The sequence below is a fragment of the Halorussus gelatinilyticus genome (genome assembly GCF_023238445.1).
Taxonomy (GTDB): domain Archaea; phylum Halobacteriota; class Halobacteria; order Halobacteriales; family Haladaptataceae; genus Halorussus; species Halorussus gelatinilyticus.
Genome location: NZ_CP096658.1, coordinates 282,131 through 308,936 on the forward strand (window position 1 = coordinate 282,131; position 26,806 = coordinate 308,936).

Annotated in this window: 32 protein-coding genes; 16 read left to right on the forward strand and 16 right to left on the reverse strand. The window is 69.2% G+C overall.

The window, feature by feature from the left end:
- Window positions 1-50 precede the first annotated feature (50 nt).
- Together hmgB and M0R88_RS01455 are read left to right on the forward strand one after the other, a co-directional pair.
- Window positions 51-1,391, forward strand: coding sequence for a hydroxymethylglutaryl-CoA synthase (gene hmgB / locus M0R88_RS01450; RefSeq protein WP_248655191.1), 1,341 nt, complete (start codon window positions 51-53; stop codon window positions 1,389-1,391).
- 302 nt (window positions 1,392-1,693) lie between these two features.
- On the forward strand, window positions 1,694-2,761 hold the full coding sequence (locus tag M0R88_RS01455; RefSeq protein WP_248655192.1) for a DUF7351 domain-containing protein: 1,068 nt from the start codon (window positions 1,694-1,696) through the stop codon (window positions 2,759-2,761).
- Window positions 2,762-3,049: 288 nt separating this feature from the next.
- Here M0R88_RS01455 and M0R88_RS01460 read toward each other — a convergent pair whose 3' ends face one another.
- The 4 genes from M0R88_RS01460 to M0R88_RS01475 form a co-directional block, all read right to left on the reverse strand.
- Window positions 3,050-3,340 (reverse strand): hypothetical protein, encoded by a 291-nt coding sequence (locus M0R88_RS01460; protein ID WP_248655193.1) that lies wholly within the window; start codon window positions 3,338-3,340, stop codon window positions 3,050-3,052.
- A 147-nt stretch (window positions 3,341-3,487) separates the two neighbouring features.
- Window positions 3,488-4,249 (reverse strand): archaeal proteasome endopeptidase complex subunit alpha, encoded by a 762-nt coding sequence (locus M0R88_RS01465; protein ID WP_248655194.1) that lies wholly within the window; start codon window positions 4,247-4,249, stop codon window positions 3,488-3,490.
- Window positions 4,249-4,989: an Ntn hydrolase family protein gene (locus M0R88_RS01470; RefSeq protein ID WP_248655195.1), complete on the reverse strand. Its 741-nt coding sequence runs from the start codon at window positions 4,987-4,989 to the stop codon at window positions 4,249-4,251. The genes M0R88_RS01465 and M0R88_RS01470 overlap by 1 nt, the downstream gene beginning before the upstream one ends.
- A 145-nt stretch (window positions 4,990-5,134) precedes the next feature.
- On the reverse strand, window positions 5,135-5,848 hold the full coding sequence (locus tag M0R88_RS01475) for a helix-turn-helix domain-containing protein (protein WP_248655196.1): 714 nt from the start codon (window positions 5,846-5,848) through the stop codon (window positions 5,135-5,137).
- A 149-nt stretch (window positions 5,849-5,997) separates the two neighbouring features.
- Here M0R88_RS01475 and M0R88_RS01480 point away from each other — a divergent pair, with 149 nt between their 5' ends.
- The 4 genes from M0R88_RS01480 to M0R88_RS01495 all read left to right on the forward strand — a co-directional run bounded on the left by M0R88_RS01480 (window position 5,998) and on the right by M0R88_RS01495 (window position 9,741).
- On the forward strand, window positions 5,998-6,501 hold the full coding sequence (locus tag M0R88_RS01480; RefSeq protein ID WP_248655197.1) for a hypothetical protein: 504 nt from the start codon (window positions 5,998-6,000) through the stop codon (window positions 6,499-6,501).
- A gap of 199 nt (window positions 6,502-6,700) precedes the next feature.
- Window positions 6,701-7,420, forward strand: a complete 720-nt coding sequence (locus tag M0R88_RS01485; RefSeq protein ID WP_248655198.1) for a metal-dependent hydrolase — start codon at window positions 6,701-6,703, stop codon at window positions 7,418-7,420.
- A 389-nt stretch (window positions 7,421-7,809) separates the two neighbouring features.
- Window positions 7,810-8,388: a GNAT family N-acetyltransferase gene (locus M0R88_RS01490; protein WP_368409366.1), complete on the forward strand. Its 579-nt coding sequence runs from the start codon at window positions 7,810-7,812 to the stop codon at window positions 8,386-8,388.
- A 222-nt stretch (window positions 8,389-8,610) separates the two neighbouring features.
- Window positions 8,611-9,741 carry a Vms1/Ankzf1 family peptidyl-tRNA hydrolase gene (locus tag M0R88_RS01495; protein WP_248655199.1) on the forward strand — a complete coding sequence of 377 codons (1,131 nt, stop codon included), beginning with the start codon at window positions 8,611-8,613 and terminating at the stop codon, window positions 9,739-9,741.
- Window positions 9,742-9,764: 23 nt separating this feature from the next.
- Here M0R88_RS01495 and M0R88_RS01500 read toward each other — a convergent pair whose 3' ends face one another.
- Window positions 9,765-10,154: a pyridoxamine 5'-phosphate oxidase family protein gene (locus tag M0R88_RS01500; protein WP_248655200.1), complete on the reverse strand. Its 390-nt coding sequence runs from the start codon at window positions 10,152-10,154 to the stop codon at window positions 9,765-9,767.
- Between the two features lie 67 nt (window positions 10,155-10,221).
- Window positions 10,222-10,878 (reverse strand): hypothetical protein, encoded by a 657-nt coding sequence (locus M0R88_RS01505; RefSeq protein ID WP_248655201.1) that lies wholly within the window; start codon window positions 10,876-10,878, stop codon window positions 10,222-10,224.
- A gap of 165 nt (window positions 10,879-11,043) precedes the next feature.
- Between M0R88_RS01505 and M0R88_RS01510 the strand changes: the two genes are divergently transcribed.
- The gene (locus M0R88_RS01510) at window positions 11,044-11,280 is read left to right on the forward strand and encodes a DUF8593 domain-containing protein (protein ID WP_248655202.1); all 237 of its coding nucleotides are present in this window, start codon (window positions 11,044-11,046) and stop codon (window positions 11,278-11,280) included.
- 192 nt (window positions 11,281-11,472) lie between these two features.
- Here the strand turns inward: M0R88_RS01510 and msrB are convergent, their stop codons facing one another.
- The 4 genes from msrB to M0R88_RS01530 all read right to left on the reverse strand — a co-directional run bounded on the left by msrB (window position 11,473) and on the right by M0R88_RS01530 (window position 13,877).
- Complete coding sequence (gene msrB, locus M0R88_RS01515; protein WP_248655203.1) at window positions 11,473-11,907, reverse strand: peptide-methionine (R)-S-oxide reductase MsrB; 435 nt, start codon at window positions 11,905-11,907, stop codon at window positions 11,473-11,475.
- A gap of 108 nt (window positions 11,908-12,015) precedes the next feature.
- The gene (locus M0R88_RS01520) at window positions 12,016-12,222 is read right to left on the reverse strand and encodes a hypothetical protein (RefSeq protein ID WP_248655204.1); all 207 of its coding nucleotides are present in this window, start codon (window positions 12,220-12,222) and stop codon (window positions 12,016-12,018) included.
- Between the two features lie 175 nt (window positions 12,223-12,397).
- Window positions 12,398-12,868 (reverse strand): GNAT family N-acetyltransferase, encoded by a 471-nt coding sequence (locus tag M0R88_RS01525; RefSeq protein WP_248655205.1) that lies wholly within the window; start codon window positions 12,866-12,868, stop codon window positions 12,398-12,400.
- Window positions 12,869-12,911: 43 nt separating this feature from the next.
- Complete coding sequence (locus M0R88_RS01530) at window positions 12,912-13,877, reverse strand: ZIP family metal transporter (RefSeq protein WP_248655206.1); 966 nt, start codon at window positions 13,875-13,877, stop codon at window positions 12,912-12,914.
- A gap of 240 nt (window positions 13,878-14,117) precedes the next feature.
- Here M0R88_RS01530 and M0R88_RS01535 point away from each other — a divergent pair, with 240 nt between their 5' ends.
- Both M0R88_RS01535 and M0R88_RS01540 read left to right on the forward strand, forming a co-directional pair.
- Complete coding sequence (locus tag M0R88_RS01535) at window positions 14,118-14,264, forward strand: hypothetical protein (RefSeq protein ID WP_248655207.1); 147 nt, start codon at window positions 14,118-14,120, stop codon at window positions 14,262-14,264.
- A gap of 145 nt (window positions 14,265-14,409) precedes the next feature.
- The gene (locus M0R88_RS01540; protein ID WP_248655208.1) at window positions 14,410-14,823 is read left to right on the forward strand and encodes a DUF7344 domain-containing protein; all 414 of its coding nucleotides are present in this window, start codon (window positions 14,410-14,412) and stop codon (window positions 14,821-14,823) included.
- A 3-nt stretch (window positions 14,824-14,826) separates the two neighbouring features.
- Here the strand turns inward: M0R88_RS01540 and M0R88_RS01545 are convergent, their stop codons facing one another.
- Entirely contained in the window at window positions 14,827-15,390 is a 564-nt protein-coding gene (locus tag M0R88_RS01545) for a hypothetical protein (protein WP_248655209.1), read from the reverse strand.
- A 73-nt stretch (window positions 15,391-15,463) separates the two neighbouring features.
- Entirely contained in the window at window positions 15,464-15,985 is a 522-nt protein-coding gene (locus M0R88_RS01550) for a metal-dependent hydrolase (RefSeq protein ID WP_248655210.1), read from the reverse strand.
- An 88-nt stretch (window positions 15,986-16,073) separates the two neighbouring features.
- On the opposite strand from M0R88_RS01550, the gene M0R88_RS01555 reads away from it, so the two are divergent.
- The gene (locus tag M0R88_RS01555) at window positions 16,074-16,775 is read left to right on the forward strand and encodes an SDR family NAD(P)-dependent oxidoreductase (protein ID WP_248655211.1); all 702 of its coding nucleotides are present in this window, start codon (window positions 16,074-16,076) and stop codon (window positions 16,773-16,775) included.
- Between the two features lie 6 nt (window positions 16,776-16,781).
- Here the strand turns inward: M0R88_RS01555 and M0R88_RS01560 are convergent, their stop codons facing one another.
- The 3 genes from M0R88_RS01560 to M0R88_RS01570 form a co-directional block, all read right to left on the reverse strand.
- Complete coding sequence (locus tag M0R88_RS01560; protein WP_248655212.1) at window positions 16,782-18,542, reverse strand: flippase activity-associated protein Agl23; 1,761 nt, start codon at window positions 18,540-18,542, stop codon at window positions 16,782-16,784.
- Window positions 18,543-18,551: 9 nt separating this feature from the next.
- On the reverse strand, window positions 18,552-19,187 hold the full coding sequence (locus M0R88_RS01565) for a hypothetical protein (protein WP_248655213.1): 636 nt from the start codon (window positions 19,185-19,187) through the stop codon (window positions 18,552-18,554).
- An 80-nt stretch (window positions 19,188-19,267) separates the two neighbouring features.
- Complete coding sequence (locus M0R88_RS01570; RefSeq protein ID WP_248655214.1) at window positions 19,268-19,681, reverse strand: pyridoxamine 5'-phosphate oxidase family protein; 414 nt, start codon at window positions 19,679-19,681, stop codon at window positions 19,268-19,270.
- Between the two features lie 92 nt (window positions 19,682-19,773).
- On the opposite strand from M0R88_RS01570, the gene M0R88_RS01575 reads away from it, so the two are divergent.
- Window positions 19,774-20,169 (forward strand): hypothetical protein, encoded by a 396-nt coding sequence (locus M0R88_RS01575; RefSeq protein WP_248655215.1) that lies wholly within the window; start codon window positions 19,774-19,776, stop codon window positions 20,167-20,169.
- 1 nt (window position 20,170) lies between these two features.
- Here M0R88_RS01575 and M0R88_RS01580 read toward each other — a convergent pair whose 3' ends face one another.
- The gene (locus tag M0R88_RS01580) at window positions 20,171-20,899 is read right to left on the reverse strand and encodes a YqjF family protein (RefSeq protein WP_248655216.1); all 729 of its coding nucleotides are present in this window, start codon (window positions 20,897-20,899) and stop codon (window positions 20,171-20,173) included.
- 153 nt (window positions 20,900-21,052) lie between these two features.
- Between M0R88_RS01580 and M0R88_RS01585 the strand changes: the two genes are divergently transcribed.
- The 5 genes from M0R88_RS01585 (at window position 21,053) to M0R88_RS01605 (ending at window position 26,629) form a co-directional block, all read left to right on the forward strand.
- On the forward strand, window positions 21,053-21,880 hold the full coding sequence (locus tag M0R88_RS01585) for a ZIP family metal transporter (protein ID WP_248655217.1): 828 nt from the start codon (window positions 21,053-21,055) through the stop codon (window positions 21,878-21,880).
- 110 nt (window positions 21,881-21,990) lie between these two features.
- A complete protein-coding gene (locus tag M0R88_RS01590) occupies window positions 21,991-22,749 on the forward strand; it encodes a CehA/McbA family metallohydrolase (RefSeq protein WP_248655218.1) in 759 nt (252 codons plus the stop codon).
- Window positions 22,750-23,188: 439 nt separating this feature from the next.
- On the forward strand, window positions 23,189-24,463 hold the full coding sequence (locus M0R88_RS01595; RefSeq protein WP_248655219.1) for an MFS transporter: 1,275 nt from the start codon (window positions 23,189-23,191) through the stop codon (window positions 24,461-24,463).
- Between the two features lie 85 nt (window positions 24,464-24,548).
- Window positions 24,549-25,592: an N-acetyltransferase DgcN family protein gene (locus M0R88_RS01600; RefSeq protein ID WP_248655220.1), complete on the forward strand. Its 1,044-nt coding sequence runs from the start codon at window positions 24,549-24,551 to the stop codon at window positions 25,590-25,592.
- Window positions 25,589-26,629, forward strand: a complete 1,041-nt coding sequence (locus M0R88_RS01605) for a dipeptide epimerase (protein WP_248655221.1) — start codon at window positions 25,589-25,591, stop codon at window positions 26,627-26,629. Before M0R88_RS01600 ends, M0R88_RS01605 begins: the two co-directional genes overlap by 4 nt.
- The last annotated feature ends 177 nt before the right edge of the window (window positions 26,630-26,806 follow it).

Below are 26,806 nucleotides of genomic sequence, written 5' to 3' on the forward strand. Positions count from 1 at the left end.
TCGAATACCCTATCGACAAAATCTTATAGCCGGTCGCCGCAGGTTCGTGTATGACAGCCGTCGGTATCGACGCCATCGAAATCTGGACGGGGAAGCTCAAACTCGACCTCGCGGAGACGTTCGCGCCCGAGAAGGGCGAGGACCCCGAGAAGTACACCAAAGGACTCGGCCTGCACGCCAGTTCGTTCCCGGACGCACACGAGGACATCGTGACGATGGGCGCGAACGCCGCCAAACGCCTGATGGAGCGGAAGGGTCTCGAACCCGAGGACATCGGTCGCATCGACGTGGCGACCGAGAGCGCGTTCGACAACTCCAAGCCCGTCTCGACGTACATCGCGGGCTGTCTCGAACAGGTCTACGACGGCGACTTCCACCACGCCAACAAGGGCGAGCGCAAGTTCGCCTGCATCGCCGGGACCCAGAGTCTCGACGATGCCTACAACTGGATAAAGGCCGGACGGAATCGCGGCCGGGCCGCGCTCGTCGTCGCCACCGACACCGCGCTCTACGCCCGCGGCGACCCCGGCGAGGCGACGCAGGGCGCGGGCGCGGTCGCCATGCTCATCGACGAGGACCCCAACCTCGTGGAACTCTCGACCGAACAGGGCTACGGGTCGGCCGACGAGACCGACTTCCTCAAGCCCAACCAGCAGTTCCCGAGCGTCGACGGCAAGCGCTCGATGCAGGTGTATCTGGCCCGGATGCGCGAGGCGCTGGAGGACTTCGAGAGCGTCTCGGGCGACACCCACCCCGACGACTTCGCGTACATCCCGTTCCACACGCCGTTCCCCGGCATGGTCCGGAAGGCGGGGCTGCTGGGCTACCGGCACATGATTCGGGACACGCCCGTCGAGGAGGAACTCGCCGAGGAGATCGGCTTCCAGCCCCGCGAGGAGAACTTCGAGGACCGCGAGAGCTACGAGGAGGCCATCCGCGACCACATGGACGACCTGAGTTCGACCGAGGCGTACCGCGACTGGTACGCCGCCACTGTCGAACCGACCCTCTCCATCTCGCGGGAGGTCGGCAACTGGTACACCGGGTCGGTCCACATCGCCCGCGCCAGCGCGCTCAAGACCGCCGCCGAGGAGGGCATCGACCTCACCGGCCAGAAACTACTGGTCGGCTCGTACGGCTCGGGCGCGCAGGCCGAAATCCACGCCGAGACGGTCGCCGACGAGTGGGAAGACGAAATCGAGGCGCTCAACATCGACGACCAGAACGACGCTCGTTACGACCTCGACTTCGAGGAGTACGAGAAGGTCCACGACCGGCACAACCACGACAAGACCATCGAGATGGAGGACTTCACGGTGCCGGACGGCGAGTTCGTCTTCACGGGTCGCGGTCGGATGAACGAGCGACTCTACGACTACGTGGACAACTAATCCGGGCGACCGACGCGGTACGTTTCTGCGGTATCGCTGTTCCTTCTCTCGGTTCTGCTGTCGGTCGGTGAGAGTGACGGGAACTTTCTGGAGTCGGCACTGCATAGCACCGCCCCGCACGGACCTCACACCTCCCCAGCCTCTTCCCTCACTTCGTTCGGTCGTCCCTCGCACGGCGAAGGCGCGACGCCTGTGGGCGTCGCGCCGGCGCGCGCCGACCACGGAGGGACGCGAAACTTCGGGCGGGGACGAGTCCGCCGCGGTCCGAGCCCTTATCAACGACGCCGCCCGACTGTGGTGGTATGAGTGACGCTGGCACGGAGGGCGCGAGCGACCCGACCTCGGGGGCGACGCCGACCGAACCGCCCGAGAGCGCGGCGGTCGAGGAGAGCGACGCGGACGCCGAGGCCGCCGCGCCCGCCCCGGACGTCGAGTCGAGCGAGGCCAGCGACGCCTTCGAGGCGCTGGGAAACGAGGTCCGGATGGCGGTCCTCCGGGCACTCGCGGGCGGCGAGACCGAGGGCGACGCCGGCGAAGGCGCGTCGGACCCGCCCGAGAACGGGACGATGACCTTCTCGGAGTTGTTCGAGGTCAGTCCCGCCGACACGACCGCGGGGTTCGCCTACCACCTCCGGCAGTTGACCGACCGGTTCGTCCGGCGGACCGGCGAGGACGACGACCGCTACGCGCTGACCTACGCCGGGTCGCAGGTCGCCCGCGCCATCGCCGCCGGCACCTACACCGACCGTGTGTCGTTCGGTCCCGTGCCGACGGGCGACGCCTGCCCGCTCTGCGCGTCGGGGGACCTCGCGGCGGTCTGCGAGGCCAACACCGTCACGGTGGCCTGCGACGACTGCGGGCGCGGCGTCCTCACGCTCCCGTTCCCGCCGGGCGCGCGCCGTAACCGCGACCCCGAGCGCCTGCTGTCGGCGTTCGACCGCCACCACCGCCACCGACTCTCGGTGATGTCCGACGGCGTGTGCCCGGAGTGCGCCGCGACGATGGACGCCGCGCTCGCGTCCCCGCCTGACGCCGTGACCGAGCGCCTGCCGGACAGCGACGCCGAGCGCGCGCAGGTCCGCCTCGACTGCGCCCAGTGCGGATGCCGACTCCACGCCCCGGTCACGCTCGCGGTCCTCGAACACCCCGCGGTGGTCGCGTTCTTCCACGACCACAGCCTGAACGTCCGGGACCGGCCCATCTGGAACGTCGGCGACGAGTGGACCGAGACGGTCGTCTCGGACGACCCGTGGTGCGTCCGGGTCGGCGTCGAACTGGACGACGAGCAACTGGACGTGTTCGTCGACGGGGACTGCTCTGTGGCCGGGACGCGACGACGCGACGCGGCCGAGAGTCGGCAGGCGTCGTAGTCCGGCAGCGCGTGCCGCGGTCGTTCACGCCCGTCCGTCGCGCCGATTCGTCCGATATCCGGCATGTGGTGCGTTTTGACGCCGCTACGAGAGTCGAGCGGCGCGTCGGACACGTCCCGGATAAACCAATAGGGGCGATATCAAATTGGCGGAAGTCGGCGGTGACAGGGCGTTCGTCTCAGCCGAATCGACGGGTCCGCGTGGGCCGAAGCGGCCCGGACGAGTCGGTATTCGGCCGATTTCGGCTTCCGACTGCGACTCGGCGTCTCGTTCGGGAGGCCGCGACGGCTACTCGCTCTGCTTCTGGAGTTGATGCACGAGATTGAGATGGAGGAGGTGGAGGTGCATCCCGATGCCGAACAGCAACAGCCCCATCCCCACGAAGATGAGCGGGAGCAGTATCGCGTCGACGGCCGCGGCGACGCTGTCGAGGTTCGCGGGGAGTACCGCGACGAGCGCCAGCAGGAACGCGCCCACGATTACGCCGAGGCCGGCTTTGACGAACCGCGAGTATCGCCCCACTCGCCGGATTCGCTCCTCGATGTCCGCTTGACTCAGCGGTGACTGCTCGTCAGCCATCCCTCGGACGCTCCGGTGGTGCGTTCGCCGCGGTCGTCGCTCTGCTCGGGGCCACTCTCGACATTTCGGGGCAAGTACAGGAGGACGACAGTAGAAGCTTGTTGCCGCGTCTGCACGGACGCCTCGGGCGGGACGCTCCGGAGTCGGTCAGGACGCCTGCGGATTACCGTTCTCGTCCAGCAGGTCGAGCGAATCGAGCGCAGTCCGGCGCTCGTCGGCCGAGAGGCCGCGATAGCCCGCGTCGCCCGTCACCGTCGCCACCGCCACGTCCGCCGGGGAGAACGACCGGTCGTCGGGCGCGGCGAGGGCTTCGAGCGCGAGGTCCACGCCCGCGTCGAGGTCCCCGTCGGAGCGATACTCGGCTTCGAGGAACTCCCGAATCTCCGCGCTGTCGCGTCCGACCGCCGCGGCGTCCCACGCCGAGGGCGTCCCGGATGGGTCGGTCTCGTAGAGCGTTGGCCGGGGGTCGCCCGACGCGTCCTCGGTCACGCCGCCGACGAGCAGGGCGGTCCCGAACGGTCGCGCGCCGCCCGACTGGGTGTACTCCTGCACGTGGTCGGCGACGGCCTTCGCGAGCGGTTCGACGCCCATCGGCTCGTCGTAGCTCAGCCGGTCGCGCTGGGCGGTCCGGCGCGCGAACTCCACGAGCTGCCGGGCGTCGGCCGCGTTGCCCGCCGAGGCGACCCCGAGGTGGTCGGCGACCTGATGCAACTTCTCGACGCTCTCGGGGTCCATCAGCGACGAGCGCACTCGGCGACGGGCCGCGAGGACGACGCCGTCGGCGGTCGTGACGCCGACGCTCGCGCTCCCGCGCTCGACCGCCTCGCGGGCGTACTCGACCTGATACAGTCGCCCGTCGGGCGAGAAGATGCTGGTGCCGCGGTCGTACGCCTGCTGGTCGCCCTGCATCAGGCCACCTCCTCGCCGCCGGCCGCGCCGTCGTCGGCGTCAGCGTCCGTGACGTGCGGTTCGGCGTCGTAGAGGTCGGCCGGGTCGTCGTAGGCGTCGATGGCCACGCCTTCAGCAGTGATTTCTGCGACGGTGACGCCGTTCCCGCTGGCGGTGTCGCGCTCGATGGCGCTCTCGACCGCGCGGGCCGCGGCGGCGGTCGCTTCTTCCGTCGAGAGGTCGGGCCGGAACTCGCGTTCGAGGACGCCGAGCGCGAACTGGGTGCCGCTCCCCTTCGCGGCGTAGGGGGCGTCCATCACCGCACCGCCGCCGTCGAGATCGTAGACCTGCGGGCCGTCGCCGTCCACGCCGCCCAGAATCGGCCGGACCATCCGGTAGGGTCCGTTCCGGAGCAGGTTCCCCGCGTAGGTGGCGAACGCGGCGACGCTCGGCGGGTCGCCCCGGCGAATCTCGTACTGGTCGGCCCGCGAGCGGAGTCGGCGGGTGTAGTCCTGCAGACTGCCGACCGCGCCCGAGAGCGCGACCGCGGCGGTCGGGTGGACCGCCTCGACCTTCTGGGTGTCCTTGCTCGTGACGAACCGGCCGCCTGCGCTCGCGCGCCGGTCGGCCATCACGACCACGGCGTCGCTCGCGGTGACGGCCACGGTCGTCGTGCCCGTCTTGGTGAGTTCGGGGTCGGCGTCGGGTGCCGACCGACCGTTCGATGCGCCGTATTCGGGCCGGGGAGTCTGGTCTGGCATCGAAAACGGATAGGGGCCGGTCACCGAAAAGTATTAGCTAAAATATATTTTAGCCGGGCGGGTGGAGGGAAGGTCGGACGCGCGTCGGACCGAACTGCGCTGCTCGGAACTCGCTCAAGGAAACTTACTCAGGGGGAGAACTCGCTCAGGGGAAGGCGCGCAGGGCCTGCAATACCTCGTCTATCGGGTCGTCCGTGATGGCGAGCGAGAAGCCGTCGAGGCGGGCCATCTTCGGCGCGTGGTCCCAGAGCGCGTCGGGGTCGAGACCGTGGAGCACCACCGCGTTCGGCGTCGGGTTGACGACGCGCATGGCGACGAGGGGCGACTCGCCGCGGGTGACGTTGGTGAACATCAGCGCGCGACTGGTGCTCTGGCCGTAGAGTCGGTAGAACTCCTCGCTGGAGAGGCGGGTGATGGCCTCGATGCTGTCGATGACGGTGTGACCGGTGACGTGGCGCTGGTCGCCCTCGGCGAGTTCGGTCGCGCCCACCGCGTCGTAGAACCGGTCGAGCGAGACCTGCGTGGGGTACTCCCGCAGGTCGTTCACGATGTCGCTCTCGAACCCCGCGGAGACGACGCGGGCGTACTGGCGGATGCGGTCGCCGCCGCGGCGCTCGTCGATGTCCAACAGCGCGTTGACGAGTCGGGAGACGACGCCGATGCCGGGGCTCTCGCGGCGGCCGCTCTCGTAGTCGCTGACGACCGACGACGACACGTCGAGGTGGTCCGCGAGGTCGGTCTGGGAGACCCCGAAGTCGGTGCGCCACTTCCGGAGCGTCGCGCCGGGGTCGTCGCTGAGGGTTATCTCGCCCGCGATTCGCTCGGCGAGGTCCCCGCGGGGGTCGGTGTCTTCGGTCATGGTCCCCCGTGCGCGAGTCGGTCGGAAAAGCGTATCGAAATCGGGGTTCGACGTTCGCCGAACCTGTCGGAACCCGGACACCGAGTCTCGCCGGACCGTCGTCCTGTCGGTCCCAGAGGTTTTTACAGCGCGAAAGCTATCGACAACCAATGGGAAGTGACGAAAGCGGGGTCGCTCGTGCGGGGACGACGTTCGCCGGGGTCGCGGCGGTCATCTCGCTCGCTTGGGCGACCGGAACGTACGCGGAGCGCGCTCGACCGGGGTCGCTCGCACTCTACGGTCAGGTGGTCGCGTTCTCACTCGTCATCAGCGGACCGGTCGGCGGCGGCGTCTGGAAACTCGTCGTCGAGCGATCCGACCGCTGGTCGCTCCCGCACAGGGGTGCGGTCGCCGGCGGACTCACGATGTGGCTCACCGTCGCGGTGGTAGTCCCGCTCGTCGTCATCTCGAACAATCTACAGGGGGCGTTCACCACCGGGAGCGCCGCGTTCGAAGCGGGCGCGCTGTTCGTCGTGGGCGCGATTCTCGGCGCGGGACTCGTCGGCGTCTTCACCATCCCGGTCGGGGTCGTCGTCGGGTATCTGCTCGGACGCCGACAGTCGGGCACGTTGAACTCGCTCCCGTTGGTGTCGCGATTCGCGTGGCCGAACTGAACGTCGCTTGGTCGCCCTACGAAATAGAGCCGTGAGGCTGAACGAACGATAACGACGAACTGGTGGGGTGAACGGAACGGCGACGGTCGGACCGGCCGACGGACCCGACAGCGACGAGCGGCGGACCGGGCGACGAGCAGACGGCAGCGGTCGAGCGAGGGCAAATCTTGATAACTCTTGGCACCACCTATACCAACAGATGCCTTCGACGGTAGTCCACGTCGCGCTCGCGGGACTGGTGGGGACCGCACTGCTGGCCGACTACTTCGACGGAAAGGCGGTGGCGGTCGTGATGGCGGCGGTGGTGCTGGTTGACTTCGACGTGTTCGTCGGCTTCTGGATAGAAGGCGCCCACCGCGCGGCGTTCCACACGCTCCTCCTGCCGCTCCTTGGCGGGATTCTGCTGTGGGCGGACCTGCGGCGAGGCGACGATTCGCTCGTGCGCTCGCAGTGGGGTGCCCAGGGCGTCAGGGTCGGTTGGGTCACTCTCGTCGCGGTCACGTTCGCCGGCATCGGTCTCGACGCGTTCTTCAACGGTGTGAACCTGCTGTACCCGGTCCACGACCGGTTCTACACGTTCGACGGCAAGGTGTTCTACTCGACGAAGGAGGGCTTCGTCCAGACGCTCGTAAACGTGGATTTCGAGGCGCTGGTCGAGACGTTCGCGCCGGAGCAGTCGGGTGGCGCGAGCGAGGCGGGGTCCGGCGGTGCGTCGGCCGGGTCGAACGGCGGAAACTCGGAGTCGGTGCGGACGACCGAGAACACCCACTACAGCACGGGAATCGACCCGAAGAAGGGTGCCGAGACCGGGAGCGTGGAACGACTGTTCCCCATCGCCTACACCGGCGAGCGCGCGCTCCTCGCGCTGACGGGCTACTCGGTGGTCGGGCTTCGGGTCTGGATGGAGCGCCGGGAGTAGAACGGGGCGACGAGAATTGGAACCGGATTCCGACGGGCGCGCATCTTCACCGACTACCGGAAATGTGCATTTTCGCCGACCACAGGACGCGCCGCGAACGCGTCCGCGCTCGCGGTTCTGCGCGGCCGCGTTCGTACGTGGGGAGGCACGGGGCGCGGTCGCGGTGCGGATGCGGTGCGGTAGACTCCTCTGTGTCGGCAACAGTGCGGTTCGCGGTCGTGATGCCGTGCAGTGCCGTTGCGGTCTGATGGGCGTCGGTGTCAGTTCGCGTTGCGGTGGCAGTCTCACCGGAGTCGGCGATACCGAACCTTCGTCCTCGAACCACGAAATCAGGTCACCCTTCGCGCCGACTCGCAATCGCTAACAGCCCCGTCCGCCAAGCCCGAACCGTGACCGAAACCATCGAACTCCGACCGTACGACCCCGACCGCGACCCCCGCGACCTCTGGGACCTCAAGCGCGCCTTCGAGTTGGGACTCGGGTCGGGCACCGGTGACGACGACAAGCAGGACGTCTACGAGGGGAAACTGACCGACGAGTACGGCGAGCGCTACCTCGACTGGGTGTTCTGGTGTACGAAGCACGACCCGCGGTGCGTCACCGTCGCCGAAATCGTCGGCGACGAGCCAGACGCGGCAGAGTCCGGAGATGACACGGGAGACGCTCGAGCGACGGCAGAAGCGTCCGACGGCCACAGTCTGGCGGGCTACGTCTTCGTCCTCCCGCAGCAGTTGGCGATGATTTGGGACGCCGCGGTCCTGAACGAGATTTACGTCCGGCCGGAGTATCGCGGTAGTGGCGTCGCGGACGACCTGATGGACGCCGCGGTGGCGCTGGCCGAGGACCAAGACCTCCCGCTCGACCGCCTCGTACTGGACGTGGACCGCGAGAACGACCGCGCGCAGGCGTTCTACGACCGCCACGGCTTCGAACACTGGGGCGAGATGGTCGCTCGGAAGTTGGAGTAGACGAATCCGCCTTCGGCACGACCGCAGGAATCGCGGTGGGGACTCGCGATGCGGAGCGCCGCGCCAGCGAGCGCAGTTCTGTCGATGCCGAGGCTCCTCGGGGAACCCAAACACGGCGTCGGATACCGGCCCAAACTCTCAATTCTCCCCGGCACGTATCGAGTTTCGAAACCGGGGGTTTCCGTCGCTAGCGACCCCGAAATCTGCTGGCGACACTCTACGATGGACATCCAAGCCTACGAACGACAGGAACGCATCGAGCGCGTCGAGGCGGCCGAAGCCACCGAGAACGACCTCGTGACCGTCGCGGTCCCGCCCGACAAGCCGCTCGGCGAGGCGCTCGAGCGCATCGAGGAGGACCGCGCGGAAGCCGAGTACATCGACACCGAAGGCGAGGACGCGGCGTATCTGGAGGCGCTCGAAGCCGTCCGGAGCGTCCTCCAGCACCACGAGACCACGCCCGAGAACGGACTCGTCGTCTACGCGGGCGTCGTGGACGGCGAGGTGGTCGAGTACGTCTTCGACGACCTGCCCTCGCCCGTCTCGGAGTTCGTCTACGAGCGCGACAACGAGTTCGACGCCGGGTTGCTCGACGCGGCCGCCGGGGAGTCCTCGAAGACGTTCGGACTGCTCGTCGTGGAGCGCGGCGGCGCGGCGCTCGGCCTGACCGAGAACGAGGACGTGCAAGTGGTCGAGACCTTCGAGAGCGACGTGATGGGCAAGTCCAAGGCGGGCGGCCAGTCGGCCCAGCGGTTCGAGCGCGACCGCGAGCGCCAGAAGGAGGAGTTCTTCGAGACGGTCGCCGAGGAAGCGAAGCGCGCGTTTCTGGGCGACCACGACGCCGAGTCCGCCAGCGCGACCGGCGACGTGGACGGCCTGCTCCTCGGGGGCACCAGCGTCACCGTCGAGGACTTCCGCGACGGCGACCACCTCGACCACCGACTCGAAGACCGACTGGTCGGCGACCCCGTGTCGGTCGAGTACGCCTCCGAGCAGGGACTGCGACAACTCGTCGAGAAGGCCAGCGACCGCATCGAGACGGCCGAGCGCCGGGAGATGCGCGAGACGCTCGACCGGTTCTTCGACGCGCTGGAGACCGGCGGCGGGTCGGGCGAGTCGTCCGACGAAGTCGTCTACGGCCGCGACTCGGTCGCGCAGGCGCTGGAGTACGACGCGGTCGAGACCGCGCTGGTCTCGGCTGACCTGTCCGCCGAGGAGGTCCGGGGGATACAGGACCTGACCGAGCAGGAGGGCGGCGATTGCGTGGTCGTGCCGACCGACTTCGAGCGCGGACGGCGGTTCCGCGAGGCGTTCGACGGCGAGGCGGCGATTCTCCGGTTCGCCATCGAGTGACTGCCGCCGGGACCCCGGCGGGGTCAGTACGTCTGATAGCTCGCCGACCCGACCGTCACCCGGACCAGCACGTTCTCGGGGTACTCGTCGGCTTCCGCGCCGTACTTCGAGTTGATTCGCTCGGCCGCCCGCAGGCGCTCCTCGTCGTCCTCGACGACTTCGGCGGTCCCGCGGAGCGTCACCATCCACTGGGCGTTACCGCCCTCGTCCTTCTGGATGGAGACGGCGACGCGGGGGTTCTCGCGGACGTTCGCAAGCTTCTTCCCCGTCGTCAGCACCTCGAATACGCCGTCGTCGTAGCGGTACCAGACCGGCGCGACGTGCGGGCGGCCCTCGGTGCAGGTGGCGAAGTGCGCCATCAGCGGTTCGCTCGTGAGGAGTTGCTCGGCCGCCGCCGGAACCGGATTGCTCATGCGAGTCGTTCGGGCGGCACGCGAAAAAGCGTTCCCGCCGGGACGGTGGCCGGGGTTCGACGCCGGGCTACAGCACCAGCCACGCCACCAGCGCGATGACGATTAGCTTCTTCACGAGGACAACGGCGATGACCAACTGCTTGGTCGTCATCGTGCGCGAGAGGCGGACGAGTCGCCGGACGAACTTGGGCGAGCGGGCGAGTTCCCGGCCGAGCAGTCGGAGTTCGGTCAGGAACGTCGCGCCCGCCGACCCCTCGCCTTCGACGTACTCGATCTGGGCCTCCGGAACCCACGTCTCGCCGGTGTAGACGACCGAGAGGCTCTCGCCGTCGAGAAACGACACCTGCTCGAAGTCGAAGCCCTTCGACTCGGCCAGCGCCTCCAGCTTGAGTACGTCGCGGTCGCTGTCGAGGTCGTAGACGAACCGCTCGGTGTCGGTGGTCCACGGGAACCCCACGGTCAGGACGACCCGTCGCTCGCCGACGAACACGTCCCGGACCGTCGCTCGCTCGGCGTTTCCCTTCCGCTCTTTCTTCTTGCTCCGGAGGTGTTCGTACTCGGGCGCCTCGGCCGAGTCGTCGGTCCGTCCGACCGAGTCGCCAGTCCCGTCAGCCGATTCGTCGGTCGTCGAGGCGGCCGCGCTCGGGGTTCGGTCGCCTTCGCTCCGGTCGCTGGCGGTCCCGTCGCCCGCGCTGGCGGCCCCGTCGGTGGAGGGTCGGCTCATCGGTTCTCGCCTCGAAATAGGCGCCGTGTCGGCATAAGTGTGTCTCGGGGGCGCACGGAACGGGACGCCGACCGACCTGCGGCCGGACTCAGAAGGTTACGGTGAGGGCCGCGACCGGACCGACGCGGCCCGAACGCATTCCCGACCGGAAAGCGAACGCCAGACATGGCCGACTACTCGGACGACCACATCGGCAAGCGAGTCGTCACGCAGGGTGGCGTCGAAATCGGCACGGTGGATGACGTCCGCAACGGCGACATGTACGTGAGCGTTACCACCGACGACACAAACGAGACGGTGGACCAACTCGGCTGGGAGGGACCGGTCGAACAGGACGTGCATCACCTCCGCGACCAGTACGTCTCTGACATCACGGAGAACACGGTTCGGCTTCGGGTCTGAGAGGTCGGTCCGGACGTGACGGACTACCTTGACCAACCGAGAGTATCGACTCGTGACCGATCGATATCGACGGTTCGACGGGCGAAACGAATCGGAGACCGTTCTCCAGTCGTAGCGCCGTCAGGCGTCGGCGTGTCCCGCGAGGAATCAGTCGGCGTGACTCGTGAGTGACTCACGGGTGACCGCCGGTTTTCACTCGTCGCTCGACTCGTCTTCGCCGTCGAAGTCGAGCGCGACCGAGTTGATACAGTAGCGCTTGCCGGTCGGTTCGGGACCGTCCTCGAAGACGTGACCGAGGTGGCCGCCGCAGTTCGCGCACAGCACCTCGATGCGGTCCATCCCCTTGCTGGTGTCCCGGCGCATCTCGATGCGGTCGTCGTCCGCGTCGTAGAAACTCGGCCACCCGCACCCCGATTCGTACTTCGTGTCCGAGTCGAACAGTTCAGCGCCACAGCCCGCACAGGCGTAGGTGCCGTCCTCCTTCCGGTCCACGTGGTCACCCGTGAAGGGCCGCTCGGTCCCGGCCTCCCGGAGGACGCGGTACTCCTCGTCGCTCAGACGCTCGCGCCACTCCGCGTCGTCCTCGGGCAGGTCCTCGCGGGCCTCTCGCTCCTCGTGTTCACTCATACCTCCGCTTGGGTCTCGGGAGGGTTAGGGGTTGCGCGGTTCCGGGCGGAATCGTCCGGCTACGGAGGCGCGGGCGCGACGTTCTCCATCGGCACCGCGCCCGACTCGCTACTCCACGTCGGCCGCGCGCTCGACGGCCGCGAGTTCGTACGTCTCGACGTACCGCCCTTCGTCTTTCTCGACGGTCACGACGATGGACGAGGGATACCCCCAGTCCACGTCGAGGACCGTGCCCTCGACTCGCGTCGGTCGAACGAGACGCCCGGCGACCGTGACCGTCTCGTCGCTCGCGGCGACCGTCTCCTCGTCCGTCATGTATGACTCGCCTGACAGAGCGTAGCCGTCGTCCAATCCATACGGCGAACCGACCGGCCGAGAAAGTATAAGAATTCCATTCTGTTCAACTCGATTTACTGCCGGAGACGCGGGCGGACGTGGTGTGAACGGTTTGAACTGTTCCGATTTCTGCGGTCCCGGTCGGGGACTCGAACTATCCGACTCGTTTCTCCATGACGATTTCGTCGTACTCGCGGTACGAAAGCGGGTACTCGCCGGTCTTCTCGTAGCCGCGACTGCGGTACAGGTCGGCGAGGTACGGATGTCCGTCGGGCGTCGTGAGCCACACGGTCTCCCGGTCGCCGTCGCGGACCGCTTGCTCCGCGCGGTCGAGCAGTTTTCGGCCGACGCCCTCGCCCTTCCGGTCCTCGCGGACGCCCAGACGACTGAGTTTCGCCCGGTCGGAGTCGGTGGCTTCGAGTCTGACCCCGCCGACGAGTTCGGCTCCGGCCTCGGCGACGAAGACCCGACTCTCCCGAATCCACTCCGCGACCTGCTCGGCAGTCGCGGACTCCGCCTTTGCCGGAAAGCCAAGTCGGCGGTTCTCGGCGTACGCGCTCCGATAGACCGCCGCGAGTCGCTCGGCGTCCTCTGGGGTCGCACTGCGAATTCGAGGCTCGGTCACGTCTCGAACCGAAGATGTGGCGCGTCCTGAGTCTGTCGGTGGACTACCCCAACACGATGTCCAGATAGAGCATCACCGCGACGCCGAGCATCGTGCCGAGCGTCGCCACGCGCTCGTGGCCGCGAGCGTGGGTCTCGGGCACGATTTCGTCGCTGATGACGAACAGCATCCCACCCGCCGCGAACCCCATCGCGTAGGGGAGGACGGGCGCGGCAACGCCGACGGCGAGCGCGCCGATCACCGCCAGTGGAATCTCGACGAGTCCGGCGCGGACGCCCGCCAGCGTGGCGTAGAACAGCGACCCGAACCCGGCGCTGGCAGCCGCGACCGCGACCGCCAACCCCTCCGGGACGTTCTGGACGCCGATGGCCAGCATCAGCGCGAGCGCGTCGCCGACGTTCCCGGACCCGAAACTGACGCCGACCGCCAGTCCCTCGGGCATGTTGTGGAGCGTGATGGCGACGATGAACAGCAGGACCGAAGCGGTCCGGGGGTCGTCGGGGTCGATACGTTCCCGGCCGGTCGGGGTGTCTTCTTCGATTCTCGGCGCGTCGGTGGCCCCGGCGCTTCCCTTCGTCCGCGTCGCACTCGATTCGGTCGCGTCGCCCGTCTCGGTCGCGTCTGCGTCGCTCGCGTTCGCTTCGCTCACACCACTCGACTCGCTCACCCCGCTCGCCCGGACGTTCCGGCGACCAGTCACGAGGACGTGGATGTGTGGCACCCACTGGTCGGCCCGGTCGAGCAGGAGGACGCCGAGCGCGAATCCGACCAGCACGGGTCCGATACCGCCGATTTCGATGCCCGGCAGGATGAGGCTGGTGAAACTCGCCGAGAGCATCACCCCCGCGGCGAACCCGAGCGCGCCGTCGAGCGCGCGCTCGGAGGGGTCGGGCCAGACGACGACCAGCGCGGCCCCGAGCGTGTTCAGCACTGCGATGAAGACGCCGCCGACGAGTCCCTGTATCACGGGGTCGGTGCCCGCGACGCGGACGAACCAGTCGGTCAGCACGGCTCGGTCTCCTCGGTGAACGGCTCGGTCTCCTCGGTCGGCGCGGGGCCGGTCTCTCGGTTCGACATCGTTCGTCACCGAAACTGTCGGCGGGCGGACTCAAAAGTCCGCCGCCGGACGAACCCCGACGCCGGGCGACGCGATTTCCGAGCGGAGCGGCGAACCGCCGGGACACGCGTTTCGACCGCGAGGCGGCCGAACGCCCGAGAGATTGAAACGTCAGGGCGGCGAACCCTTCGTATGCGAGTCTGTGACATCTGTGAACAGCAGAAGCCGGAGGGAACGCGGTTGGTCTCGCGGACCGGCGGAGACGTCTGGGTCTGCCACGGGTGTATGATGCGAGCGGTCACGAACAAGGCCGACGAACTCACGTACCGCGACCGGTGAGTCGGTCGAAGTGCCGATTACTCCGGGAGGAGCGCGGAGCGACGGCCGCAGCGCGCCCTCACGCGCCTTCCTTTCCCGTCAACGTACTTTCTATAAATACACATAGATTTATCTTCCGTGGACGTGTTACGTTATAGCAAGGCACATGGGCCAGTCGCCGAACAACCCGACCGACGTACAGACAACGAACGACTCCCTCGCGCCGCTCGGTTCGGTGGACGACTCGCTCGACGCGACGTTCGACGTTCTCGCGTCCGAACGCCGTCGTCGCGTCCTCTACGCCCTGCACCGTCGTAGCGGACCGGTCGCGCTCTCGGACCTCGCCGAGGCGGTCGCGGCGAGCGAAGACGCCGAAATCGAGCGCGTCGCCGCGTCGCTCCATCACGTCCACCTCCCGAAACTCGCGACCGCGAACGTCGTCGAGTACGACCGCGAGACCAAGTCGGTCCGCCTCCGCGACTGCTCCGGCCGGTTGTATCGACACCTCAGCGCCGCCGCCGAGGACGAGTCCCGGCCGCTCCGCCGCGCCGTCGAGAGCGCCAGGCTCTCGGAGTTCTGAGGGTCAGTTCTCCGCGAGTCGCCAGCCGGACTCCGTTCGCTCGACGGCCGACAGCGCCGACAGCGAGGGCCGCACGCAAGTCGTCCACCACTCGTCGGCGTCGCCGTGGTCCGCCGGGTAGTCGGGGTACACCCCGTCCCGGAGTTCGTCGCCGGTCGCAGGACCCTCCTCGACGATGTAGTAACAGGTCGCGTAGACCGCCACGCGCTCGGGCTCGCTCGGAGCCGAGAGCGTCGAGATGGCGTTTTCGAGCGGTTTGGGAAGCCCGCCCTCGTCCGCTCGGCTCTCGCCGGGCATCGGTCCGCCCCGGCTCTCGGTCGCGGTGTGGCCCGGTAGCCACCAGACGGTCTCGCCATCGACCGACTTGCGTTCGAGGACGCCGTCGTTCGCCAGTCGGTCGAGTCCCGCCGCGGTCGCCCGCCGCCGGTAGGGCACCGACCCGCCGACCTCCTCGGTGGTCAGTACGGGGTCTTCCGTCTCGCGGAAGGGCGCGAGGAGTTCGTCGTCGGCGAGCGACGAACGCTCGGGCGAACCGTCGCGGGGCGCGTCGTCGGAGTCCCGAGTCACACCGGTAGCAGGCCGCCGACGCTGAAAAGGGTTGAGGCCCCGCAAACTCGCTGCGGAATCGTCCCGCCGGAAGCTACGGGAATCCGCTCGCGCTCGTCGCCGCGAGGCCGAGATACGCCGCCGCGGCGCTGGCGAACACGCCGAGCGCGAACAGGCCGTAGTTCCACGCGGTGCTATCGGCCGGCGTCACCGACAGCGAGTAGCGGTGGCCCGAGAGGGGCCACAGCAGCGCCACGCCCATCGGCGTCAGCAGGTCGCCGACCAGATGGGCGAGGACCGCGAATGCGAACATGCTCCCAGCGAACGCCGGGAATCCGACCGGGCCGACCGCGACGCTCCCGAGTCCGGCCGCTGACGCGCCCGCACTCGCGGCGGCCCACACCGTGCCACCGACCAGCGCGGCGAACGCCAGCGTGTGCGTGGGTCCGCGGTGGGAGACGCCCGGTAGCCGGTGGTCCACGTCGGGGAGCATGGCGAACCAGCAGAGTATCGCGCCGCCCGCCACGGCCGCGGTAGGGTGGCCGTCGGCGACGAGCAGTCCGCCGACCGGGGCGTAGAGCGCGAGCGAGACGCCGTAGTGACCGGCTCTGAACACGCTCGACCGTGCAGACTCCGGCGACGTAACTGTGCCGGAGTCCGACGATGCAGAAACCGGTTTGGCGTCGGAGTCCCTCTGTGGCGGTATGGACGGACAGACTGCGGTCGTGACGGGCGCGAGTCGAGGCATCGGTGCGGCGGTCGCGCGACGGTTCGCCGCCGAGGGCGCTCGCGTCGTCGGGTGCGCGCGAGAGAAAGACGACCTCGACGAGTTGGTCGCCGACGTGGAAGAATCGGACGCCGCGGGAGCAATCGAGGCGATGCGCGCCGACGTGCGCGACGAGTTCGACGTGGAGCGACTGATGGAGACCGCCGCCCGCGGGAGCGACGGCGGCATCGACGTGGTGGTCGCCTGCGCGGGCGTCTTTCACGGCAGTCCCGGCGAGTCGCCGCTGGCCGACGACGCCTACTCCGCGTTCGACGACTCGTTCCGGACCAACGCTCGCGGCGTCTTCGCCGCGGTCAAGGAGGCCCTGCCCCACCTCGCCGACGACGCGCGCGTGCTGGTCCCCTCCGGCACGGTCGCCCGCGAGGCGAAGTCGGGGTACGGCTCCTACGCGGTCTCGAAGGCCGCGGCCGAGGCGGTCGTCCGGCAGTTCGCGGCCGAAATCGACCAGTCGGTCGGCGTCGTGGAACCCGGCGCTGTCGCCACCGACCTCACCGGCGGGCAGGGTCGGGACCCCGAGGACGCCGCGGACCTCTTCCACTGGGTCGCTACGGAGGCCGACCCCGAGGCGTTCGACGGCGGCGTCGTCGGCCTGAAGGAGTTCAGGAAGTCGACGGCGTAGGAAACGTCAGCTATTCTGGTCCAGCGCGACCGCCCGCTCGCTGGCGTTCTCGGCCACGAAGACGACGAGACTGCTCTTGTGACACCCGCTGTCGTGGAGGAAACGGTGGACCTCGTGGCGCTCGTAGTCGCGCAGGTGGTGGTCGATGTCGCTGGCGTTGGCGTACGGTTCGTCGCAGGTCTCGACGTTCCCGAGCGCGACCACGACCGGCGGCGGGTCCGCGCCGACGATTCCGGGCCGGGTCGTGCTGTCGGTCGTCGCACCGGCGGCCTCCAGATACCACGCGAGGGGCAGGCGGTCGAACCACCCGCCGGTGCCCGGCGGCGTGCGGAGGGACCTCTCGTCGGCGGCGTAGAAGGTCGCGCCGTAGTACAGCACGTCGATGCCGTCGTTGACGTTCGATATTCGCCGGAGGTCGCCGAGGAGCGGTTTCATCTCGCTCCCCGACTGGGCGTACTGGACCAACTCGTTGTCGTCGCTCTGGGGGTGGAGATACGACGTGGCGACCGCCGTCCCGCCGACCTGCGCGACGACGAGGACGAGGACGACCGCGGCCGCGGCCGCCGAGATTCCGTCGCCGTCCGCGATGCTGGCCGCGCCGAGGCGCGCGACCAGCGCGAGGCCGACCGCCGCGGGAATCGCCAGCGGGACGACGACGTGGACGACCTCCCACGGGAAGGGGTTGTCCACGATGACGGGGTACCCCGCCAGACTCGACGCGCCCCAGAAGAACGCGAACCCCACCACGTCTCGGGGCGACTCGCCGGAGTACCTGTCTACGAGGAACCCGAGCGCGGCAAACGCCAGCACGACCGCGCCGCCCTCGGCCAGCGCGGGCCAGAGCGACTTCGCGGTCCAGAGGTACGAGTGGTCGTTGCCGCCGACCCACTTGCCGGTGAATTCGTGCCACGACCCGAGGGTCGCCTCGCCGACGAGCGCGGGGAGCAGGGTCGGGTCCCGGAGGGTCCCCCCGAGCGTCGGCGAGGCGTTCGCCCCTGCTCCCCGCGGCGCGTAGAAGAACACGACGACGGCGAAGAACTCGAAGACCGCGACTGCGAACGGGATTCGCCAGCGCCAGACGCCGCGGGCGACGCGGCGCACGCGGTCCGCCGCGGCCGAGAGCGCGCTCGTCTCGTCGCTCTCGCGGAGGAGTCGCCGGTCCCAGAGCAGGGCCGCGGCCCCGAACCAGCAGACCGGGTAGACCAACGCGTTCTCCTTGGTCGTGACCGCGAGTGCGAACGCCGCGGTCCCGGCGTAGAGGTACGCCGGGCGACGGTGGTCGTACGCCCGGACGAAGAAGCCGACCGCGACGAGCATGAACCCGGCCAGCAGGAGGTCGTTGCGGTAGAATCGTGAGAAGTAGAGTAGCAACGGGTTCGCCGCGAGCAGGAGCGCGAGCGCGACCGTCTCGGAGTCCCGGAGGCGCTGGCGGAACAGCAGCGCCCCGAGCGGGAGCAGACCGCCGACCAGCGCGGGCACCAGTCGCATCGTGAAGTCCGAGGCTCCCAACAGCGCGAAGACGTTGCCGTTCACGATGGTCAGGAAGGGACCGTGGACCACGGGCCGGTACCAGTAGACGCCCGACTCGGCGTAGCGATACGCCCAGTACGCGACGCGGGCCTCGTCCTGATGGGCGACCCGCGACCCGAGCGCGAACAGTCGGGCCGCGAGCGCCAGCAGGACGACTCCGGCGACGGCGACCCGGACCGAGCCGACCCGCGAAACCGTCCTGCGCGCGGCGGCGACGGGCCCGAAGCGAGGTTGCACCGACATCGCTCAACAGATGGCGTAGATGATGTTCATCGACCCGTCCTCCGAGAGGCGGACGTGGGCGCTCCCGTAGCACTCGTTGGTGGCGAGGGTCACGCAGTCGCGGCGGGGCGAATCGGTCGTGGTCGCGGCGGTCGCTCCGCCGACGGTCGCGGTCGCGTTCCCGACCGTACTCGTGCCCGCCGAGAGCAGTTCCGCACAGACTCGGAACTCCTCGACGCCCTCGGGGTCGGCCGCTTTCAGATTGTAGAGGGTGTGCTCGCCGCGGGAGAACTCGTCGGTCGTCTCGAAGACGGTCTCGCCGGTCGCTTTCCGGACGACCGTGACCCGGAGCCTCCGGGACCCGGAGAAGTCGCTCTCAACGGTGACCTCGTGGCTCGGGTCGGGACTGTTCGAGGCTTGGGCTATCCAGTCGCCGGTCGTCGCGTCGGCCGCCGAATCGGTCGTCGCGCCGTCGGTTCCGCGAGTCGTCTTCTCGGTCGCCCGCGTCGTCGTGGCGTCGGTCGGCGTCGCGTCGGTCGGCCTACCGCTGGTCGTCGTTCCACCGCCGGCCGCGGGTCCGCCGGCGTCCGAGAGACACCCGGCGGACGCGAGACCGACGCCGACCGCCACGAGGAGCGAGCGTCGCGTGAGTCCGTCCATACGCCGAGTCCGCGACCGGCCGAGTTAAACCTTCGAGAGACTGAAAGACGCCTTTCAGTCTCGGCTCGGGGAGCGCGCCGTTACGTCGGGTCGCCCCCCGTCGTGACGCTGTTGGGTCGAATCCGGACGATTACTCGCGGGGCGTCCTCCTCGCCGAGTCGGGGGTACTCCGGTTCGCCGAGGTACCGCCGGGCGAGCGCGTTGACGTGTTCGACCGCGCCCTCCTCGGTAATCTCGACCACCTCGCCGCGGACCGCGAGAAAGCGGTAGGGGTCGTCGGGGTCGGTCATCGAGACGGCGACGTGGGCGCTCTCCTCGACGTTCTGCTCCTTGCGCGACCCGCGGACGGTGTTGACCAGCAGGTGGTTGTCCTCGGCGTCGTAATCTATCCACACCGGGACGGAGTGGGGCGTGTGGTCGGGCAGTAGCGTGGCGACGTGAGCGAACGTCTCCTTCTCGAACAGGTCGCGGAACTCCTCGGGTATCGTCGTCACGGCAGGGAGAACGGCGGCGAGCGGTAAATCGCTGATTGCGGTCGCGGGCGAAGCGCCAACAGTTTTGTCTCGACCGGGAGGAGATGTCACCGATGAAGAGACTCCTGCTCGCGCTCGCGCTGGTCGCCATCTCGACCGTGGCGGGGTGTAGCGCCCTCCCGCTGGACACCGGCCCGCGATACGACGTGTCCGTCGAGACGGTCGCGGCGAGCGACTCCGAGATTCGAGTAATCGCTATCTCGCCCCGCGAGGGCGAGACGCTCCCGAAAGGCGCGGCGGTCACGGTAGACGGCGGTTACGTCTCGTTCACGGAGATGGCGACGATGCCCTACGACGAGACGGCGTATCTCACCTACGTCCCCTCGCGGACGAAGTTCGACCTGACGGAGCGCGTGCGGCCGACCGACCGCGGACTCGACGCCGCGAACTTCAGCGTCGGCGAGGTCCGAATCTCGGCGGGCGGTTACACCGGAACGTACGACGTGTGACTCAGACCCGGAACGGCGTCCGAACCGTGAACTCGGCGACTGGCGCGTACCGGACCACCGGGTCCTCGGCGGGCGCGGGCAGGCCGACCGACTCCAGCAGGGAGTCGGCGTGGACCGACGCCTCCGCCGGGGCGAGTCGCCACGGGTCGTGTTCGACGCGGGCGCACCAGACCGACCCGGTGTCCGTGCCCTCGCTGTCGGTCCCGCGGCCGCCGTTGCGGACCAGATAGAGCCGATAGCGCTCGGCGAGGAACGATGACAGCGAGTCGGGGTCGGGGTGGGTCGGCTTGCCCGTCGGCCGGTACTCCGCGGCGAATCTGGCGGGCGCGGTGTCGGTGTGGAGGCGCTGGCTGTCGAACCGGCGTCGCTCGCCCGACCGCTGGAAGTCGATTTCGGCGCGGTGGTACGGCAGGGCCCAGACCGCCCGCGCGAGTCGGACGCCGAGTTCGGTCGTCGCGTCGAGGCTCAGGAAGTAGACGCCGGGTCGTCCCTCGTGGCGGACGTACGTCCGGAGGTTGACCTGCGGGAAGGTGAGTCCGGCGCGCTCGGGGAGAAACCGGAGCCTCGCGGCCGCGACCAGCGAGGGGAGCGCCGACACCCACGCTGTCCCCTCGCGGGTGTCCACCTCGAACGCGTCGGGGACCAGCGGCCGGACGCGGGACGGTTCGACCGGCCAGTGGGCGAACAGCCCCTCGCGCCACGTCAGCGACAGGGCGGGAACGTCACGCATGGTCTCGACGACGCGCTCGAACGGCAAGTACGCCGCGACGGAATCGAACCGAGTCGCCGAGGCGAGCGACCGGGCGGCGCGACCGACCGACCGACGCGACTCCGACCTCCGCCAATCGGAGGGCTTATTAATTCACGGGATGGGGTTAACAACATGCGCGTCTCTCGTCTCGGTCTCGCAGGTCCGGTCGTACTCGTCGCACTCACGCCGTTCGCGCTCTGGGCGAACGCCCCGAAAGTCGCGGGCATCGCGTGGGTCGCGTTCGCCGCGATGGCGGGCGCGGCGCTGTTGGGCGGCCGGACCGGCGCGACGACCGACGCCGGGCGGTTGGTGTGGGGGTACGGACTCGCCAGCGGCGCGATGATAACCAGCGCGGCGGTGTTCGTCGTGCCGAGCGCCATCGACCACCACCCGAAGTTCGGCGGGTTCGGCCTCGCGCTGGGCGTCCTCGTTGGCTTCTCGGCGCACACGCTCGGCCACCGGGCGACCCACATGGACCTGCCATTCGACCACACCGCCGCAGAGCTGACCGCCCACTCGCTCGCCGCGGGAGCCATCATCGGTCTCGTCTACGGCAACATGCCCAACCTCGGGCTCCTGCTCGGACTGGCCATCGTCTCGCACAAGGGTCCGGCGGGCTACGCCGCGGCCGACCGCCTCCGGCGTGCGAACAAGCCGGTGTCGGTTCTGCTGTTCCCCGCGGCGGGCGTCGGCCTGACCGCGATTCCGGCCGCGCTCCTGAAACTCCCCTCCAGCGACCCCGTGAACGCCGTCGTCTTCGGGTTCGCGGCGGGCGTGTTCCTCCACGTCGCCATGGACTTCCTGCCGCGCTGTGAACTCGGCGGCGAGGTGTACGAAGTCGCCCAGATAACGGACGACGCCCACGACCTGCTCGACCGCCTCCGGGCGCGCGCCGTGGCGAGTACCGGCCTCGGCGGCGTCGCGGTGTTCGCCGCGTGGCTGGTGCTGCGCGGCGCGTAACTTCCCCGAGACCGCGCTTGGCCGCGATTCCGCGACCCGGCGCGGAATCGCGGTCGGCGGGGCGGTCCATCTGCCCAAACGGATAACCGGCTCTCTCCCTTCCTTCCGCTATGTTCAACGTCGATCTACACACCCACACGCGATTCTTCCACGGCGTCCCGAGTCTCGGTCGCGCGTACGACCCGGTGGGCGCACGCCTGCTGGCGCGGACCGCCGCGTACCGCGGTCTCGACGCGGTGGTCACGACCAACCACGACTACTATCGGGAGTTCGACGCCGGCGGCGAGTCGTTCGCGGTCCTGCCCGGCATCGAGGTGACGACCTCGCGGGGCCACGCGCTCGTGGTCGGGCCGGACCCGCCGGCCCAGACCCCCGAGGGCGAACTCACGCCCGCGGAGACCGTCGAACTCGCCCACGACCGGGGCTGTGCGGCCATCATCGCCCACCCGTTCCGCAACAGCACGGTCCGGGAGGCCGACGCCGACTTCGACGCCGTGGAGGTCAACGGCAAGGGGACCGACCCCGCCGAGTGGGTCGAGCAGTTGGCCGAGGTCCGCGACCTGCCGCTGGTCGGCGGGAGCGACGCCCACTACCCGGTCGAGGTCGGGCGGGCCTACACCGCGGTCGAGGCCGACGAACTCACGCCCGAGAGCCTCACGGCGGCGATTCGGGACGGGCGGGTCGCGCCGCGCGTGGACCGGAGTCCGTCCCAGCAGTTGCTCCGCCGAGCGTACAAGGCGATTCACGGCCAGAAAGGCTGGCTCGAACACCCCGCGCCGGAACCGCCGGGGCTGGGGACGCCGCCGGGCGAGGAGGAGAACGCACCGCCGCCGCGCGACCCGACGGTCGGCGACTCCCGCCGGTCGTAACTCGCCGGGCGCGTCGCGGACGCGACGACGGCCGCCGGTCGCTGTAGTAATCGTCTGGTGATGTTAAACACGCCTGTAGGTTTTCTTTAGCAATATTCTCCGTCCCCAAACCGTGAGACAGCACCGCACACGAGCGACAGATTTTTGTCACGCTCGGCTGAAGTCGCCGACATGTCGAACGCGGCGTGACGCTCCGACCGTAGCCCCGACGACGCACCTCGCGCAGTGGTGGGTCCGCGGACGGCGGACCCGCCCGCCGGTCGAGTACCGGCTACGCGCGACGGTCAGCGTCGCGACTGTTTCCCTCGTCACGCCAGATGTTCCGACACGCTATCCCGAACTCGACTCGACAGTATCGTTCTCAGAATCGACGGTATCACCTCCCGAACCGACGGCCGACCGCGCGCTTCCGTAGTCGCTCCCTCCGGCGGTGGTCCCGATGAACGACCTCCGGCGCGCGGTGCTGACTTACTACGCCTACCGCTGTGTCAGCGCCATCGGTTTCATCGCGCCGTTTCTGAACGTCTTCCTCGTGAACCGGGGCGTGACCTTCACCGACCTCGCGCTCGGCGGGTCGGCGATGGCCGCGGTCACGGTTCTGGGCGAGGTCCCGACCGGCTACGTCGGCGACCGACTCGGCCGCAGGCGGAGCCTCATCGCGAGCCAGACGCTGTTCGCGGTCGGCATCTCGTCGTGGCTCGTCGCGCGCTCGACGCTCGCGGTTGTGGCCGTCTTCGTCGTCACCGGCCTCGGCGCGGCGTTCCAGTCCGGCAGTACCGAGGCGTGGCTCTACGACGCGCTGGACGAGGCTGGCGACGCCGACCGCTACGCCGATGTCGAGAGCCGCGGCTCGGCGCTCAGGCTCTGGGTCACGGCGACGACGATGGTCGCGGGCGGCCTGCTCTACGTCCTCGACCCGCGGATTCCGTTCGTCTGCGCCGGCCTGCTAAGTTGGTCGGGCGTCGCCATCGTCGCCTCGCTCCCGAGGAACGCCGGGTACCGCGGCAAAGAGGGCGGTTCGGACGACGGCTCGCTCGGTCCGCGTCGGGCGCTCGCGGTGGCTCGCCGGTTCCTCGCGCGGCCGGACCTCCGCGTCGTCGTCGGCGCGGTCGCGGTCTACGCCGGTGCCGCGGTCGCCGCGGGCGACTACCTCCAGCCGGTCGTGGTCGCGGTCCTGCCGCGGACGACGGCGACGCTCGCCGGGGTCGCGCTCCCCGAGTTCGTCGTCTTGGGCTGTCTCTACGCCGGATTCACCGGGCTCTCGGCGGTCACAGTGGACCGCGCCGGCGCGCTCCGCGACGCGTTCGGCGCGGTTCCGGCGCTCCTCGCGCTGGTCGGTCTCGGCGGGGCCGCGATGGCGATGCCGCTCGTCGCCGCGCGCGCGCTCGGCGGGCCGGTCGCCGTCGGTGCGACCCTCGCGGCCGTCGTCGGGTTCCGGACCTGCCGGGAGGTCGTCACCCCGATTCACAGCGCCTACCTGAACGACCGCGCGGCGTCGGTCGGCCGGGCGACGACCCTCAGCGCCGTCTCCTTCGTCGGCGCGCTCGTCCGGGTTCCGTTCCTGCTGGTCGGCGGGCGCGTCGCGGACGCGACGACGCCCGCCGCGGCGCTCGCGCTCGTCGGTCTCGTCCCGGTTCTCGCGGTCCTCGGCGTCGCCGTCGCCGGGCGCGCCGTCGGAACCGTGACCGATGCGCCGGGCGCAATCAACGAGTGAGGAGCGTCTCGGGTCCCGTCACCTCGCCGACCACTGCGCTTCCGCCACACCGACTTTTATAGCCCCCTGCCACGACCTCCCACGCATGCAAGTCGCCGTACTCGCCCACGAGAAGTTCCCCGACAGTGCGAAGACTGCGGTCGGCCTGTTGCGCTACGCCGATTACGAGGTCGAAGCGGTCCTCGACCGTGAGAACGCCGGGAAGCGGGTCTCCGATTTCCTCCCCGACGTGCAGGACGCCCCCATCGTCGCCGGGATGGACGACGTGCCCGAGGTAGACGCGCTCATCGTCGGCATCGCGCCCATCGGCGGCGGGTTCGACGAGTCGTGGCGCTCGGACGTTCGGACCGCGCTCGAACGCGGCGCGGACCTGATTTCCGGTCTGCACTACTTCCTCGCGGAGGACGAGGAGTTCGCCGACCTCGCCGCGGAGAACGATTGCGACATCTGGGACGTGCGCAAGCCCCCGGAGGACCTGACCGTCGCGCAGGGCGTCGCCGACGAGGTCGAGGCCGAGGTCGTCCTCACGGTCGGTACCGACTGCTCGGTCGGGAAGATGACCGCGACGATGGAGTTGCTGGAGGCGGCCCGCGACCGCGGCGCGGACGTGGGGTTCGTCCCCACCGGCCAGACCGGAATCATGATAGAGAACTGGGGCACGCCCATCGACCGCGTGGTCTCGGACTTCACCGCGGGCGCGGTCGAGGAGATGATTCTCGAACGCGGCGACGACCACGACTACCTCTTCGTCGAGGGGCAGGGGAGCATCGTCCACCCGGCCTACTCCGCGGTGACCTGCGGCATCCTCCACGGGTCGATGGCCGACAAACTGGTCCTCTGTCACGAGGCGGGCCGCGACGCCATCCACGGCTACGAGGACACCGCCATCCCGCCGATTTCGGAGTACGTGGACCTCTACGAGGACCTCGGCCGGCCGGTCCACGAGACCGAAGTCGTCGCCGGCGCGCTCAACACGAAGGAGGTCGGCGACGACGCCGCGGCCCGCGACGCGGTAGCGACGTTCGCCGACGAACTCGACGCGCCCGCGACCGACCCGGTCCGCTTCGGCGGTGCCGCCGAAGCAGACGAACCACACGGGACCGACGCGGTTCTGGAGGCGATTCTATGAGCCTCGACGCCGAGTTCGAGCGCCTGTCGCTCCCGCTGGAGAACGCCTTCACTATCTCGCGGAGCACGCAGGAGACCTCCGAGAACGTCGTCGTCCGAATCGCCGACGACGACGGCAACGTGGGCGTCGGGGCGGCCGCGCCCTCCGATCACTACGGCGAAACCGCCGCGACCGTCGAGGCCGTCCTGCCCGAACTCCTCGACGTCGTGGAGTCGGTCGGCGACCCCCACCAACTCGACCGCATCGAGCGGCGGATGGAGGCGACGGTCGCGCGCAACCCGGCCGCCAGATGCGCCGTGAGCATCGCGCTCCACGACCTCGCGGCCAAGCGCGCCGACCTGCCGCTGTACCGCTACTGGGGTCTCGACCCCGACGAGTCGGTCCCGACCTCCTACACCATCGGCATCGACACCACCGAGCGGATGGCCGAGAAGACCGAGACCGCGGTCGAACGCGGCTACTCGGTCCTGAAAATCAAGGTCGGCACCGACCGCGACGAGGAGATAATCTCGGCGGTCCGCGAGGCCGCGCCCGACGCGACGGTCCGCGTGGACGCCAACGAGGCGTGGTCGCCCCGCGAGGCCGTCCGAAAGATAGACCGCCTCGCGGAGTACGACCTCGAATTCGTGGAGCAACCCGTCTCCGCCGACGACCCGGAGGGGCTGAAGTTCGTCCGCGACCGGTCGGCGCTCCCCATCGCGGCCGACGAGTCCTGCGTCACGCTCGCCGATATTCCGCGAATCGCGGGGAAGGTGGATATCGCCAACCTGAAACTCATGAAGTGCGGCGGCCTGCGCGAAGCGAAACGGATGATTCACGCCGCCCGCGCTCACGGTCTCGAAGTCATGCTCGGGTGCATGGTGGAGACGAACGCCGCCATCTCCGCGGCGGCCCACCTCGCGCCCCTGCTCGATTACGCCGACCTCGACGGGTCGCTGTTGCTCGCCGAGGACCCCTACGAGGGCGTGGCGATGCCCGACGGAGAAATCGACCTCGCCGGACTCGACCGTCCGGGGACGGGCGCGCGAACGAAGTAGAGTCGCCGCGAACGAAACGGTCGTCGCGAACGAAACGGTCGTCGCGAACGAAACGGTCGTCGCGAACGAAACGGTCGCCGCGAACGGAACGAGTCGGCGCGCAGGCAGAGTAGGGTTGCCTTACCTCGCGATTCCGCCACAATCGCTTTTATCGATTACTGATTTGTTGTGGTACGG